At 35.2% G+C, this 15,477-nt stretch carries 13 protein-coding genes and 1 pseudogene; 11 read left to right on the top strand and 3 right to left on the bottom strand.

Translation table 11 applies throughout. The annotated features are described in order from the left end of the window. The first annotated feature begins 138 nt into the window (after positions 1-138). Positions 139-375: a hypothetical protein gene (locus AEA09_RS19485; RefSeq protein WP_082332574.1), complete on the top strand. Its 237-nt coding sequence runs from the start codon at positions 139-141 to the stop codon at positions 373-375. A 363-nt stretch (positions 376-738) separates the two neighbouring features. Then, positions 739-861, top strand: a complete 123-nt coding sequence (locus AEA09_RS20430; RefSeq protein ID WP_281176699.1) for a hypothetical protein — start codon at positions 739-741, stop codon at positions 859-861. Between the two features lie 96 nt (positions 862-957). On the opposite strand, the gene AEA09_RS06065 is transcribed toward AEA09_RS20430, so the two are convergent. Beyond that, positions 958-2,121: an aminotransferase-like domain-containing protein gene (locus tag AEA09_RS06065; protein ID WP_053582983.1), complete on the bottom strand. Its 1,164-nt coding sequence runs from the start codon at positions 2,119-2,121 to the stop codon at positions 958-960. Between the two features lie 132 nt (positions 2,122-2,253). On the opposite strand from AEA09_RS06065, the gene AEA09_RS06070 reads away from it, so the two are divergent. Then, the gene (locus AEA09_RS06070) at positions 2,254-3,657 is read left to right on the top strand and encodes an aminotransferase-like domain-containing protein (RefSeq protein WP_053582984.1); all 1,404 of its coding nucleotides are present in this window, start codon (positions 2,254-2,256) and stop codon (positions 3,655-3,657) included. A gap of 210 nt (positions 3,658-3,867) precedes the next feature. Here AEA09_RS06070 and AEA09_RS06075 read toward each other — a convergent pair whose 3' ends face one another. Beyond that, complete coding sequence (locus AEA09_RS06075) at positions 3,868-6,867, bottom strand: metallophosphoesterase (RefSeq protein WP_053582985.1); 3,000 nt, start codon at positions 6,865-6,867, stop codon at positions 3,868-3,870. Positions 6,868-7,186: 319 nt separating this feature from the next. On the opposite strand from AEA09_RS06075, the pseudogene AEA09_RS06080 reads away from it, so the two are divergent. From AEA09_RS06080 to AEA09_RS06105, 7 genes and pseudogenes are all read left to right on the top strand, one after another. Then, positions 7,187-8,490, top strand: a pseudogene (locus AEA09_RS06080) (IS4 family transposase). 216 nt (positions 8,491-8,706) lie between these two features. Beyond that, entirely contained in the window at positions 8,707-8,901 is a 195-nt protein-coding gene (locus AEA09_RS06085) for a hypothetical protein (protein ID WP_053582986.1), read from the top strand. Positions 8,902-8,933: 32 nt separating this feature from the next. After that, positions 8,934-9,251, top strand: coding sequence for an IS66 family insertion sequence element accessory protein TnpB (gene tnpB, locus AEA09_RS06090; protein WP_281176740.1), 318 nt, complete (start codon positions 8,934-8,936; stop codon positions 9,249-9,251). A gap of 68 nt (positions 9,252-9,319) precedes the next feature. After that, complete coding sequence (locus AEA09_RS20700; RefSeq protein WP_245622792.1) at positions 9,320-9,589, top strand: hypothetical protein; 270 nt, start codon at positions 9,320-9,322, stop codon at positions 9,587-9,589. Next, positions 9,586-10,845 (top strand): IS66 family transposase, encoded by a 1,260-nt coding sequence (gene tnpC / locus AEA09_RS06095; protein WP_245622793.1) that lies wholly within the window; start codon positions 9,586-9,588, stop codon positions 10,843-10,845. The genes AEA09_RS20700 and tnpC overlap by 4 nt, the downstream gene beginning before the upstream one ends. A gap of 183 nt (positions 10,846-11,028) precedes the next feature. Further along, entirely contained in the window at positions 11,029-11,673 is a 645-nt protein-coding gene (locus tag AEA09_RS06100) for a hypothetical protein (RefSeq protein WP_053582988.1), read from the top strand. A gap of 147 nt (positions 11,674-11,820) precedes the next feature. Next, a complete protein-coding gene (locus tag AEA09_RS06105; protein ID WP_053582989.1) occupies positions 11,821-12,192 on the top strand; it encodes a recombinase family protein in 372 nt (123 codons plus the stop codon). A gap of 57 nt (positions 12,193-12,249) precedes the next feature. Here AEA09_RS06105 and AEA09_RS06110 read toward each other — a convergent pair whose 3' ends face one another. Further along, on the bottom strand, positions 12,250-14,406 hold the full coding sequence (locus AEA09_RS06110; RefSeq protein ID WP_053582990.1) for an ATP-dependent helicase: 2,157 nt from the start codon (positions 14,404-14,406) through the stop codon (positions 12,250-12,252). Between the two features lie 799 nt (positions 14,407-15,205). Here AEA09_RS06110 and AEA09_RS06115 point away from each other — a divergent pair. Further along, positions 15,206-15,460, top strand: a complete 255-nt coding sequence (locus AEA09_RS06115; RefSeq protein ID WP_053582991.1) for a helix-turn-helix domain-containing protein — start codon at positions 15,206-15,208, stop codon at positions 15,458-15,460. Positions 15,461-15,477 lie beyond the last annotated feature (17 nt).

Genomic DNA, 15,477 nt, shown 5'->3' on the forward strand with positions numbered 1-15,477 from the left:
ACAAAATTATTATCGAAATTGAAAAACCGTATGTGCGTCGTGGAAAAGGCGCTCATTCGGTTTTTCTTATTGAGTAAGAAAGTATAAATTTTTGATCAAAGTCTAGATATTTTCGACGGAGGCTTGAAGTCGCTCAACATGAAGCCGAAGTCGCTCAACCTAGAGCCGAAGTCGCTCAACCTGGAGCCGAAGTCGCTCAACCTGAAGCCAAAGTCGCTCAACCTGAAGCCAAAGTCGCTCAACCTGAAGTCGAGGTCGCTCAACCTGGAGCTGAAGTCGCTCAACCTGGAGCTGAAGTCGCTCAACATGAAGCTGAAGTCGCTCAACCTGGAGCCGAAGTCGCTCAACCTGGCCTCAAGTTCGCTCAAGCATTAAAATGCATGGGGGAAATACTCTCGGGGTTCATAATATTATTTGGATCGAGTGCTGCTTGGATGCTTTTCTTCACCATGTATTAAGGCATATTGCAAAATACTTGTTGAAATAATCGGCCTTTGTTTGTTTAAGACGGTAAACAAAAAAGAACTTTTATGCATTAAAAATTGCAGCTTTCACAAATTGTTCAATGAAAGCGTTTTGAATTTGAATGATTTGTGAAAAATTTCACATATAGATTCATTACTGAAAAATCCGACATATAATAGGAATTAAGCAAGAAGTTTTTATAAGTCAGTTTGACCTACGTATCACATTTTAAGTGATTGTTATATTACAAAAAATAAAAAGGGGGATTTAATAATGTGGGTTATTACTGTATTTGAGAAAAAGAATATTCGTATTTTTGAGTATGCAGACAAAGATGAAGCAATAAAAGCAATGGCAGGATTCGACAGGAACGCTGTCTTAACTTATACGAAATAGTACGCCATTTAAGTATTCCGTAGCGATTTAGTGGCTACGGGATTTTTTTATACATAAGAAAAGGCACCTCACGAATGATGAGACGCCAAATCGGTGTTATAGAATACTACCTAAACGTTTAATGCCTTCACGAATAACTTCAGGAGTGGCATTTGTGTAGTTGAGACGCAGTGTGTTAACACCTGTCTTGGAAGTATAGAATGGGTCACCTGGAACGAAGGCAACTTTTTGCTCCATCGCCTTTTCGAACACTTCTAACGCTGTAGCTCCGTTATTCATCGTTGCCCAAATGAACATTCCACCCTCAGGTTTTGTATACGTTACATGTGCTGGGAAGAACTCATCCATCGCCGCAAGCATAGTATCTGATTGTTCTTTGTAAAGAGCAATGATTTTATTTACGTGTTCTGTATATTCGTTATTTGCTAAGTAATCATAAATGACATATTGAGAGAAAATGTTTGTATGCAAGTCAGACGCTTGTTTTGCCGTTTCAATATGCTGCATTAACTCTTTGTTTTTCGTAATGATAAAGCCTAAACGCATACCTGGTGTCACTGTTTTAGAGAATGAGCCAAGTAAAATACTGTTCTCTAATTTACCGGCACCGATGTATGGAAGGGGTTCGCCTTGGAAACGAAGCTCGCCGTATGGATCATCCTCGATCAATGCTACATCATATTTTGAGAGTATCTCGCAAATTTGCTCACGTTTCTCTTTTGAGTATGTAAGACCCGTTGGATTTTGGAAGTTCGGTACTGTATAAACGAATTTCACATTTTTTTGTTGTAGAGCGTTTTCTAGCTCTTCTAGGTTCAGACCGTCGTTTTCAAGTGTCACTGGATAAAACGTTGGCTCGCTTAGAGTGAATGCTTGAATAGCCCCTAGGTAACCTGGTTCTTCCATGATAATACCGTCGCCCTTGTTAATCAGTACTTTTCCGATTAATTCTAGTGCTTGTTGTGAACCTGTTGTGATAAATACATCTTCTGGCTGAATATCTAATCCATGTACGCGTTGATATTTTGCTGCGATGTATTCACGTAAAGGCGCATAGCCTTGTGTAGAAGAATATTGGAATAGCTTACTACCATTTTCACCAATCGCATGGTCAACAGATGCCTTCAATGCATCGATTGGGAATGAGATTGGATTTGGAAGTCCGCCTGCAAAAGAAATCACGTCTTTTGAATCTGTCACTTTTAAAATATTGCGGATAAATGATGAAGGGGTATTTAGTATTCTATCTGAGTATTGCATAATGAATCATTCCTCTTTTTCTGATTTTTTAGAAATTATACCATTGTAATCTGTTGCATACAATATTATGATTGTATGCAAGACAATTATAATATTGTATGCAAATTAAGTACATCAAAGGAGTAACCAATTATGCCAGTAAATTCATTTGAAGAGTACCCTATGAGTTGGAAGCCGGATTTAAGCGATATTTCGGTACCACTTTATATAGCGATTGCAGATCAGTTAGAGCAAGAAATTATAGAAGGAAAGCTTGCACCTGGAACAAAGCTCCCACCACAACGAGAGCTTGCCGACTTTTTGGATGTTAATTTAAGCACGATTTCACGAGCATTTAAACTATGCGGACAAAAGGGGCTTATTTACGCATCCATTGGTAGTGGCACATTTGTTTCCTCTGATGCGACAACAAATAAAATGTTGCTACCAGCAAGTGGTTCTTCCCACATGATCGAAATGGGCTCAGTACTACCAGCAAATCATGGGAATGAAGAAATTACGCAGTATATGAAAAAAATGTTGAGTAATCCGAACTTCAGTAAGTTATTTCAGTACGGACGACCAGAGGGGAGCGCCTGGCAAACAGAAGCGGCAAAGAGTCTTTTTGAAAAGGTAGGCTATCAAACTGACCAGCCCATTATACTGGCAGCGGGTGGGCAAAATGCCATTGTGGGATCGTTACTAGCGCTATTTCAACCGGGAGATCGGATAGGTACTGACCCAATCACCTACGCCGGAATTAAAACAGCTGCTAACATGCTAGGTATTCAGCTAGTTGCCATTCAGCAAAAGGACGGAGAAATAACAAAGGAAGGGCTTTTGTATGCATGCAAAAATGAGCATATCAAAGGCTTATATGTCATTCCTGATTTTCATAATCCAACGACACATTCGATGTCTATTGAAACAAGAAAAATGATCGGCGAAGTAGCGAGACAGACGGGCTTAATTGTGATTGAAGATGCTATTTATAGTCTGTTGAAGGAAGATCTTGTAGCACCGATTGCTAGCTATGCACCGGAACAGGTCATCTATATCGCAAGTATGTCAAAAGCCATTTCACCAGGACTACGATTAGCATTTATCGTCACACCAGTAGCTTATAAAAAGAAAATTGTGGAGACGCTTTATAATATGAATATTTCCGTATCAGCAATGATGGTGGAACTAGCATCTAGGCTCATCCAAGAAGGGATCACCCATACCATTTTAGAAAAGCAGCGATTGTATACCAAAGAGCAAAACGCCCTTGTCGATCATTACTTAAGTGATTATCAAGTACTAGGGGATACGGAATGTATTTTCAGATGGCTCCTATTGCCGGAGAAATTTACAGGTATGCAGTTCGAACTGCTCGCGTCAAAAGCGGGTGTACAAGTATATGCGGCTGAACGTTTTGCTGTTGGAAATGCGAAGCCTGTGAATGCTGTGCGATTGGCAGTGACGGCACCGGAAAGTAGTGCGGAACTTGAGCAGGGGTTGAAGGTGTTGAAGGATTTGCTGGAGAGTGATGGGGATTATGCGTTTGTTGATTGAGTGGAGGGAATGTTTCGTTAAGAAGGCACTCGTTTTTAAAGAGTGAATATGGAACAGTAAATTTTTTAAGTATATTATTTAAACATGAAAAAGCCTATTTTACTGTTAATCTTTATAAAGAAGTTGATAAATTATTTGTATAAATATAAAAAACGTTACATTTTAAATGTAACGCTTTTTTGTAATGCGTTTATAATTTAAATGAAAATTTTAGACATTTACCCAATTTTTATTGGCGGCAAACAAGTTGTATTTATCTTCAACAATATATAGTAATCCTGGGGCGTATTCACGCCAAATTTGTTCGGCTTTTTCAAGATATTCTTTGGCTTCACTGATTTTATGTTGATCATACATAATTTCGGAAAACCAAAGATAAGCATAGCCAAGATTAGTACGTGATTGATAGGTATTATCTTTTAAAAGTAATTTTAGTGATTTATTGAGATATTTAATTGCATTATCGTAATCACCTAATTTATGATAACATTTGGCGCAATTCCCTAAGTATTCCTTATCATCTTCGGATCTAGTTTCTCTAACTTCATTAAAGAGGCTTAAAGCTTCATCTGCTTTATCAGAATCTCTTAAAGCTAAAGCTCTTGAATATTTAACGTCAATGATACCGGTTGTATCATCTAATTTCCCGGCTAAATCTTCGTATTGAAATGAATATTTTATAGTTGATTCATAATTTCTTAGTTTCCATTCAACATCCGCTAATAAGGCTAGATATTTCAAATAGTTTTTAGTATTTGATTCTACTAAGCTTTCATACTGTTTTAAATAAATTTCAAATCGACTATCTCCCATATGAATGAGTTGATTAATAATATTATCTAAAAATTGTTGTGATCTAAAGTTGTTAACTAAATTCTCTTCTTCCCAATCTATGCTATCTAAAATTCTACATCCAACTGACAAAAATTGGTGATGGAAGCCGCTGTTTTGTATTATATATTGATACTGTTCTATTAAAGTAAGTGCTTTTGAAGTATTTCTTGAATTTAAGCATGTCTCTAAAGATTCAAGTATAGCTGAAGGGGTAACAGATTCAATAGCAGTAATGTTTGAAGGATTAGTAAATAACATATCCACTATTGTTTTTGGTAAAAATACATACAAAACTTTTTGGACGAATTGTTCTTGGGCTTGAGTAGTAAAAGTTTCATGAATAAATTCCCTTACAAGTGGGTGTACTTGATATAGAACCTCTTCGTCATGGAGATTTGAATGAGGTTCCAATAAGCCAAGTCTTTCAAGTCTACGCAACTCTTGTCTTATTTTATGAGGTCCTTTGTCCAAAATTAATATTTCTGAGTCAGTTAATGGCCTGTGTGCCTCTACCAAATATCTCAATAATTTTTGTCTATCATTATTTAGTTGATCCCATATATTTTTAAAATATTCCTGAATTCTTCTTCGTTCTGGAACATTGTTAAGTGAAAAATTTCGCACAAGAGTTTTAAAATTATCGCTACCTTTATCTAATTGACCAGCAATTAATCCAAGCCAATAAGGATGTCCTTTAGTTAATTCAATAATTTTTTTGCAATAGTCAATGGAGTTATTATTTTCTAGTTTAATATCTCTTTTTTTGAAAAATTCAATACCATCCTTTTCAGACAATCCACCTAATCGAAGGTTATAAAAGTCAGAACTATGATGAATTAATGAAGGTCTACTGGTAAATATCACTAGACTATTATGGTTAGTTTCTAAAATACAATTTAAAAAAGGTTCGAGTTCAACTGCTGGACCCTCAGTATCCAATCTTATATAAGCGTCTATGTTATCAAACACCAGTAATAATTTATGTTTAGATAAATAATCTCCAAACCTTTTAACGGTATCTTTTAATTGTTCATCTTTATAAAGTAAGGAGCTTTCTTTTCCACCCGAAATTTTATCAAGTGTTTCAATTATTTTATAGTGTAATGAATCTGGTAACTCCCTACAATCAATCCATATTCCGACGTCAAATTGAGTATTTCCTTTTTGAGTGTAACGCCTTAATATTTCAGAAGCTAATGCTGATTTACCTTGTCCTCCTGTACCTGTAATTGCTAAAGCTGATAAATTTTTTGATTTTATTAATTTTAATTCATCTTCTCGTCCAACCCAATCAGAAACCCTTTTAATGGAATCGACCTTGACATTTGAAATATCATAAGTTTGTTTGATTGTTGCTAATTGAAATTGTTCGTTATACGAGGGGAATCTTATATAATCTTCAAATTCACCATTGTCTCCTGCTTTAGCATAAAGATTAGTATCTGATACAAATTTCCCGTATTCATTAGAGACACGTAAATAAAATTGAATTTTATTTTCATCTAAATTGAAATTGTAAATTGAATATCTGCATTTACTATTTTTTGATATTCCTGGTCCTTTTTGAGATTTATCAGGATATCCAATACCAGTTACCAAGCTTCTTATAGTACCATCTGGATTTGAATATGATTCAAATTTCCCGTCATGGATATGACCATGAAGAATAAAATTAGTATATAAATCTTGGTTATTGATAAGATTTTGTGTTAATAGATCTTTTTCTTCATTTCTTAACCAATCTATTGGGTGGTGCATTAATAAAAAAGTTAAGTCACCATTCTCGGAAGCTTTTGATAGTTGTTTAAGTCTTTCAAGTTGCCATTTACCAATAAGTAAATTGTTATAATCACTTTCCCCGACAGTACTCCAAGAAGAATTTAATAAAAGAAACTTAACTTTAAAATTATTTATATCAAGCGTGATTGTCCCACTCCCTAAGTTACTATCAATAAAATCTGTTCTTCCCGTTAAAAGGGTGGTGAAATTTTCGAAATCTTTAAATCGTATTTTTAAAGATTCCCAATGTTCAGTTGATATATCTTCATCATAAAAATCATCCTCAATTAATGAGGTTACTAATCTGCTTCTTCTAGGAATATCATGATTTCCAGGGACAAAAATTATATTCTCTTTCTTAATATCACATTCATTACACAGATTTTCAAAAAATTCTAAAGCTAAATCAAATGCTCTAGGATCTCCACCTTTATCTACTACATCACCAGTCATCGCAATACTGTCTATTCGTATATTCTTAGTAGTTTGCATTTTTTTTATGTCTTTAATTAGTTCTTGACGAAGTTCTTTATTACTAGGGTCTTCCTTAGAACTGATATGTAAATCTGATAAATGTAAAATTCCGAAGGTTATCATAAACTATCTCCTTTAAAAAACACAATTGGTTATTTATTGAATTATAACATGAATCATATTAGGGAAAGTTTAATTAAGTATCGATAACTGAAATTTAATATAGTAATATCTCAAACTTCGCGGCTAGATAAACCAGCCCCAAGCAGTTGGCTGTAAGGTGCACTGTAATGGTTTTATGTTCCTTGACACTATTTTTAGGTATACAAAAAGCATCTCATTCTTTGGTATAGTGTGATTGTCTAGAAAACACTACCAAGCAGAAGAGGTGCTTCCACTATGATAAAACAGAAACTACCAAAATAATCAACTACCAAAAGAAATTCATCACGTATTTCGTGAATTAGAAATCAATAAACATTTACGAAACGCAGGGATTATAAAAGGCTTTGGCTTTTCGACAAGCTACTTGTTTCACCTTGTCTTTTGTCTCGTATTTCAACACAAAAGCTGGTTCACCTTACGTCAAAGTAAGAGGGGTGACCAATATCCAGCGAAAGATACAGTTTATCGTTTCTTAAACTATTCGAAGTTTGCATGGCGTCGATTTTTTACGCTTTTGAGTGCACACACCATCCAAAAAGTAAGTGAGCTTACCAACGCAGATCGACCAAAAGTACTCATTGTAGATGACTCCATGTACGACCGCAATCGCAGTAAAAAGGTAGAATTACTCGCACGTTGTCGTGACCATTCTTCGACCGGTAAACGTTTCTATAAAGGCTTTCAGATGCTTACATTGGGCTGGTCAGATGGTGCGACATTTATGCCAGTTGATTTTGCTTTACTGAGTTCAAAAAAGGCACAAATGAATGGCATTTCGGAACAGATTGATAAGCGTACTTCTGGCTATAAGCGCCGGATCGAAGCATTAGAAATAGCACCGTCTCTTGTGCCAAATATGATTGATCGTGCTTTACAAGCAGGTGTAACGGCTCAGTATGTGCTCATGGGTAGCTGGTTTACACACGCACCACTAGTTCAATCCGTGATTGCCCTAGGCATGGTCAAACCAACGAAACAACATTATCTAGTAAACGACCGTAGCTTTTCTTTAAAAGAGCTGTACAACGTTGCGATGCCTGTACAAGGGCCAAAAGACATTTTACATTCCATCCAAGTTACCTTGAAGAATGGCGTACCTGTAAAGATTGTCTTCATCCAAAACCGTAATAAGAAAAGTGAATAGCTGGCGATTCTCAGCACTGACTTTACACTTTCGAAACGAGAAATCATCCGGATTTACGGGATGCGTTGGGATATCGAAGTCTTCTTTAAGGCGACGAAATCACTCTACGCCTACAAAAAGAATTCCAAGGCACATCGTATGACTTGCTCATTAGTCATACAACCATTGTTTTTGCACGTTACAATGTTCTGTCATGGCAAAATCTCTGTCACACGGATCAACGCACAATAGGCGGACTATTTTATGAATTATGCGATGAAATCAACGAAAAGGATTGGGCTGTAGCATTACAGCAACTAATCGAGCTTTTTGAAGGTGCGTTGAAACATATCAATCACAAGATTCAAAAGCTCATCAAAAGTCAACTTCAGCAATGGATTACCGGCCTTCCTAGTTATATCAAGGCTTATTTACCAATTTCATTGTGCGAAGTTTGAGTAATTTACTATTTAAACCAAAGTATCCTTTACTAGAGGGAGGTACTTTGGTTGTTTTTCATTATAATGAACCTGAAGAAATATACTGATCCCATTCATGTTAATAATAAACCCTCAAACAATTGTTAGTCTGTAAGCCCGTAATCAAATAACGCATATAAACAACCTGGCACCTCCGGTACGATAGATGTATCTATGAAAGGAGGTGCTTTCCTTATGTCAACTAACAAATTAACCATTATTCCAGTTAAACTGGATCCCCTACCAACTGAAACACCCTCGACTCATTCTTTCCAACAGACAGCTGGGCCAAGCTGTGTGATTAAAACTGCTGCGGGCGAAATCTCCTTCTTCAATGGCGTAGATGAGCACATCATTCAAGCTGTAATGAAGGAGCTGATTCAAAAATGAAGCACGATTTTACGCGCGTGCAAAATAGTTAAATTGTCTGCGGGAAAACTGACATGCGTAAAGGGATTGACGGTCTAGCGACCTTCGTTCAGGACTCGTTTGAACTAGACCCTTATAGTGACTCGATATTCTTATTTTCAGGTACAAGTAAGGACCGCTATAAGTATCTTTATTTTGACGGTGACGGCTTTGCGCGTATTTATAAACGTCTAGACAATGGCAGGCTGCAATGGCCCAAAAATGAAAAGGAAGTACGAAATCTATCCCAACAAGAATTGCGTTGGTTATTGGAAGGTTTATCTCTTCAACAACCGAGGGCAATTCCGAAATTTACAAAAAGTGTCTTTTAATCACCGCTTTCTAAATGGTATAATTAACCACCTATTATTTGAACGGAAATGTGGTGAACAAGATGAGTATGGAAACAACAGAAAAATTAATTCACTTATTAGAGGAGCAACTCGCTTTTATGAAGCAACAAAACGAAGGGCTTTCTAAAAAGTTAGATGTGTCACTCGCTCAAAATAAATACTTGTCTGAACAAGTTCGCCAGTTAACCAAACGATTTATGGTTCGCGCTCGGAGAAGTCAAAATACCAAGCACCAGATGGACAATGTTCATTATTCGATAAGGATCCGTCTTTTAATGTATCTGAGCAAACAGAAGAACAAAGCACGGAAACTGTGACGTATACAGTGACCCGTTTAAATAAAAAGAAAAAGCGTAACGATTCATTCGTAGAAGGTGTGGAAGTGGAAGAAATTCACCATCATCCAGTAAATCTCCAATGTGACTGTTGCCAAAGTCAGCTACATGAAATCGGCTCCACAATTGCCCGTGAAGAAGCAGCGTTTATTCCGGCCAAGTTTGTGCGTGTGCAGCATATTGAGCATGCCTATGAGTGTGAGCAATGTAAAAAAGATCGTGAACAAAATCAGTTTATTCAGCGTGGGAAAGCGCCGATGGCAGCGATTCCTCGTAGCATTGCAGGGCCAACGGTGTTGGCGAAAGTCATTTATGATAAATTCTCACTCTACCTACCACTTTATCGTCAAGTAAAAGAATGGGCACATACGGGGTTAATCACCAATGATAAAAATCTTTCGAATTGGGTGATTTGTGCTGCGGAAGAATGGCTATTACCAATTTATGACGAGATAAAAAATGTTCTTTCGGTCAAAACGCTGCTTCATATGGATGAAACGGTTGCCCAAGTATTGAATCGTTCTGATGGAAAGCGAGCGCAATCAAACGCGTATAACTGGATATTCCGAACAGTCCCAACTGAGGGGCCAGTAATCATTCTATTTGAACATGCGTTAACGAGAAGCCGAACGGTATTAGAAAAATATTTGGTCAACTTTGAGGGCACCATTATTTGTGATGGCTATTCCGCTTATGATAAGTTACCCAACATTACATTCGCCAACTGTTGGGCGCACGTTCGACGTTATTGGTTAAAAGTCGATAGCAAGAACGGACGAATTGGTTTGGCCTACTGTAATCAGCTCTATGCCTTAGAGCAAAAATTCAAGGGGCTGTCACCGAAGAAACGTCAAAACATGAGATGGCGCTACGCAAAACGGATCATTCGGAAGTTCTTTAACTGGCTCGAAAAGTCTCAATTCTTTGGCAAAAACGCATTAGCCACAGTAACAGAGTATACGTTGAACAGAAGAAATGAACTAAAAGTATTTTTGTATAATGGGCAAATCGAAATCGATAATAACCCAGCCGAAAATGCGATCCGTCCAACCGTGATTGGAAGGAAGAACTGGCTCTTCTCTGTCAGTGAGGCGGGCGCAAAAGCCAATGGCGTAGATTTCTATAAATACCTCGTCAAGATTTTGACGGATTTACCTAATATTCCAATTCATCAACAACCAGAATTATTACAAGAATACATGCCTTGGTTCGGGTCGATTCGAGCTACATGTGCATAATCAAGCCAGCTATCTGAAAAAAATCATCTGAAAGCTGGCTATTTGTCGTAAGTGCCGTGAGGTGCGCTTATTTTTTTGAATTCGGGCTTACTCTGATTCTACTCGGCATGTAAATGAAATCGGAGTTTTATTTATACGACAAAATATGAGAAAATGAAATGTAGTTGAAGTAGGTGGGGGATTATGGATTATATAGAGTACAAAAAAAAGAAACAAAATTCCTTTGCATTTGTATTAAGCTATATGGGATTAACTTTAATTACATTTTTATATGCATTTATTTTTTGTTTAGTTATACATATTAGGAACCATGGAGAATATTTTACTAGTATCTTGTGGACGACATTTGTTTTTCTAATGCCAGCCGTAATTTCTATTTTATTTACTCTTTTAATTTACTATTACATATTCAAGAAATACTATGTATCTAAAAGTACTTTTATAGCTTTAAAAGAAATATCGGGATATTTTAGCGTTTTTTCGATAATCATTATAAATGCACTTGTTAAGTTTTATGTTCCTAATGCAGAAGAAAACTCAAATAAATCTTTTATTATTAAGGAATTAGAAGGATTTTTTAAGATTACTCTTGCTGATATAAATTATACATATACACTACCTATTTTATTCAGTATATCTACTATAACGATGTATATATTTGAGAAATGGAATCATGCATACAGTAGTGTAAGGGTGGTGGTAAAAAAAGTAAATAATGTAAAGTTACTCGATTCTCCTACATTACAAAGATGCGATGCTATTGTAAAAGAGATGAAAGAAATCCTAGAGGAATCTAGAGAAATTTTAAATAAATATAAGATACGTTGACATCTATAAAACCTTCGTTTAGTAGACATTTTCAGACCAGAGTATAAATTAACGTTTGTGCTCACTTTTTTAGTGGATTCGTTAATAAACGCGGCTATTATAAATGGTACATAAAAGGTATAAGTCTAAATAATGGTGGTTTATGTATTGAATAGAATTATTGGTTATTACCGTGTAAGCACAGAAGAACAAAATTTAGACATGCAGGAGCGTACAATTCAGAATTATGCAGAACAAAGAGGAGTGGCACTAGTTTTATATGTAGAGAAAGTATCGAGTCGGAAGTATGAACGTGTGGAGTTATCTAATGCAATGAAAAGCAGCAACACAAGGAGATATATTCAGCAAAGAATAAAAGCAAGGTTAGAAGCGGCACATAAGAGAGGGAGAATTTGTGGAAGACCACTAATTGGTGAAAAAACAAAGAAAAGAGTTCGAGCATTATTTGAAGCTGGTGAACGTGCAATTGATATTGTAAAGGAATATAACATTGGTAGACTAATGTATATAAAATTATAAGTGAATCTTAATATAAAAAGACGATGCACAGTTATCATTGTGCATCGTAATATATGATTATACCCTAGTTAATCCTTTGAAGTTCATAGAAAGTGGTCGAGAAATATCTTTTTCTGAAAAATGGATAATATATTGATTATCATCTTCATTTATTTCTTTTATAATCCCTTCGCCAAATACTGAATGAAGAATTTTATCATTCACGTTAAACTTTTCAGTACTAATAACTTCTTTTTCTTCACTTGGTTGTTTAAAAGCCTCCATTGCTTCGTCTATTAATTCTTGTTCAATGACACCTAAACGAGTAAAAAGATTTTGCTTTATTTCAAAGAGGAATCGAGAAGGAAACTTTCTTTTACCGTAATTCGTTAATCCTTCTGATTCAGTCATATAAAATGCTTTCATAGCTCTTGTGATAGCAACGTAAGCTAATCGTCGTTCTTCTTCAAGACCATTTTCATTCCCTTTATCTAAAGAACGATAAGATGGTAATACTCCATCATTAAACGAAACTAAAAATACATAAGGGAATTCTAACCCCTTTGCTGTATGAATAGTCATAAGTTTTACTGAATTTTTGTTTACTTCTCTGTCATTATCACTAAATAATGCAATTTGTTGTAAATAATCGTCTAATTCTAATTTTTCTCCGTATTCGGCTTCTAAAGTAATAATAGATGATAGTAATTCACTTACATTATCAATTCTTTCTTGGTCTCCGCTTAAACGTAATTCCTCATCATAGCCAGAATCATCTAATAGACCTCTTAATAACTCAGAAATTGTTAGACTACTGTACAATTTTTTATATTTTTCAATTGTATCTATAAACTGTTTAACTTTAGTTTTATTGAAGCTCGGTTCTTCTTTGTATTTTAGAAGAGTTTCATAATACGATAAATTATCATTTTCTGCTTGTTGCTTTAACCAATTAATTTTAGTTTTACCGAAGCTGCGTTTAGGATTATTAATCGTTCTTAGTAATGATAAATCATCTGCGTAGAGGACCATTTTATAATAAGCTATACAGTCTTTAATTTCTGCTCTTTGGAAGAACTTGAAACCGCTGAACATTGTATAAGGAATATTAGCTCTCATAAAACCTTGTTCTACAAAACGGGAATTATAGTTAGCTCTGTAGATGATAGCAAAATCGCTATATTTAGCTCCATCCTTTTCTACAAGAGAGTTTATTGTTTCTGAAATATATTTTATTTCTTCAAATTCCTTTTTTCCATGATAATGGATAACATCTACACCGTTATTATTATAGGTGAAAAGGTCTTTGTCGATTCGAACTTTATTATTTTTAATAATTGAGTTCCCTAGATTTAAAATTTCAGGTGTTGAACGATAGTTTTCATTCAGGATGATAGTTTCACAAGGTTCATGAGTTTTATGGAAATTAACTAAATACGCAGGCTTCGCACCTCGCCAAGTATAAATTGCTTGGTCTGGGTCGCCAACAACAAATAGATTTTTATGTGTAGCACTTAATATATTCACTAATCCAATTTGTTTACCGCTACTATCTTGGAATTCATCTACTTGAATATAATGTAATTGATTTTGCCATTTTAATTGAACTTCAGTATTTTGTTCATATAAGTAAAGAACAAAGTTAATTAAATCTTGGAAATCTAAAGCGAAGTACTTTCTTTGCTTCTTTAAATACAAAGAGATTACTTTTGAAAGCATAGGAGTTTCAGCAGGTATTTCAATTTTAGCTAATGGGTTTGTTAATGACTCTACATAGTCATATCCAATTTTTAAGAAACCTATAGCCTTAAGGACATCGTCAAACTTCATAAACTTAATTGTTAATCCTAATTCCTCATAAACTTCCTTTAAAATATCTTTTTGGTCATCTTCATCAAGAATCATAAAATTTTTCGGATAGTTAATATGGTGAATGTCTTCTCTCAAAACTTTTACGCAAAAGCCATGATATGTACAAATTAAAGATCCATCATTGCTATTACCTAAAAGGCTTTTTACTCTTTTTCTCATTTCTGCTGCGGCCTTATTTGTAAAAGTAACACATAAAATATTTTTAGGAGATATACCCAAGGCTTCAACTAAATAAGCATAGCGATTTACTAATGTTTTAGTTTTTCCAGAACCAGCACCTGCGATAATTCTTATATACCCTTCAGTAGCTGTTACAGCTTGTTGTTGTTTTTCGTTTAGTGCATTTAATAATTTTTCAAACAAGACTTGTTCACCTCTTTAAATTGAAATAGTTTAGTGAGATTATATCATCCAAAGGTATTTTTTGTTAAATTAGTTAATTATTCAATTATGATAATGTTGTATAACATTCCTTCACCTACTACATTATCAGTAAATATGATGTATTTGTTTCCAAGTATAAAAGGCGAAGGACACATTACAACTACACAAGCTTACCGTATTTATATGATTGGGAATCAGTCCATTAGTACTCATACAATGGGAAAAACATTTGGATACACGTACTAAAAGCAACAAAAGATGTGGCTACACTAATAAAAATCTTTAACCACAGCTAGCAGAAAACAACTCTACGCTATATTGGAATCACAGAAAAGTCACTGAGAACAGCATTAAAGGTGTATCTTTCTTCTAAGTTGACAGGGTGAATCTCTAAGGGTGCATGAACGTAACCTAATCTATTTAACCTTTAATTTATACGGTTTGAAGCCACTTCACTTTGCTCAATAGAAATTGAGTAAAATCAACTTTTTAATGAGCTGAGGTGAAGCAGTCATAAACGTGTCAAATGGCTTGTTCAGGGGCGCAGGAGCATGTGTTGGATCTTTTTGAGTGGGTTCGATTCATTCTTTGTTGCGAGTTATGACCACTTCACATCTTAAGGATTGATCCACTCTCTTCACGAAAGTACTTTATTACAATATCCTTCGATAGGCTTAACATCGAGCCTCTATGAGCATGACTAGCGCTCGAAAGACTCAGCAACTGATGTGACAAAGCTAAAAATTATATTTCTCAAACATATTCAGAAAAAGAGCAAATGCAACAGCCATTCATTCTATTACATTGTATGCAAGATAAATATGATGAGGAACACTTCAAAGTATATGTATCTTTAGATAAAGATTTTAATGCATCTGGGAGATTAAGGGATTTATCTCCATCTGCTTTAAAGGTTTTATTAGTAATTGCTAGTTTTACAGATAATGATGGTTATTCTTGCGTTTCACAAGAGAAGATTGGAGAGCTTGTGGGACTGACAAGGCAACAAGTAGGTAAAGTGATTAGTGAATAAGGAATTTGGCGATAGAA

Source organism: Lysinibacillus contaminans (assembly GCF_001278945.1).
Classification (GTDB): domain Bacteria; phylum Bacillota; class Bacilli; order Bacillales_A; family Planococcaceae; genus Lysinibacillus; species Lysinibacillus contaminans.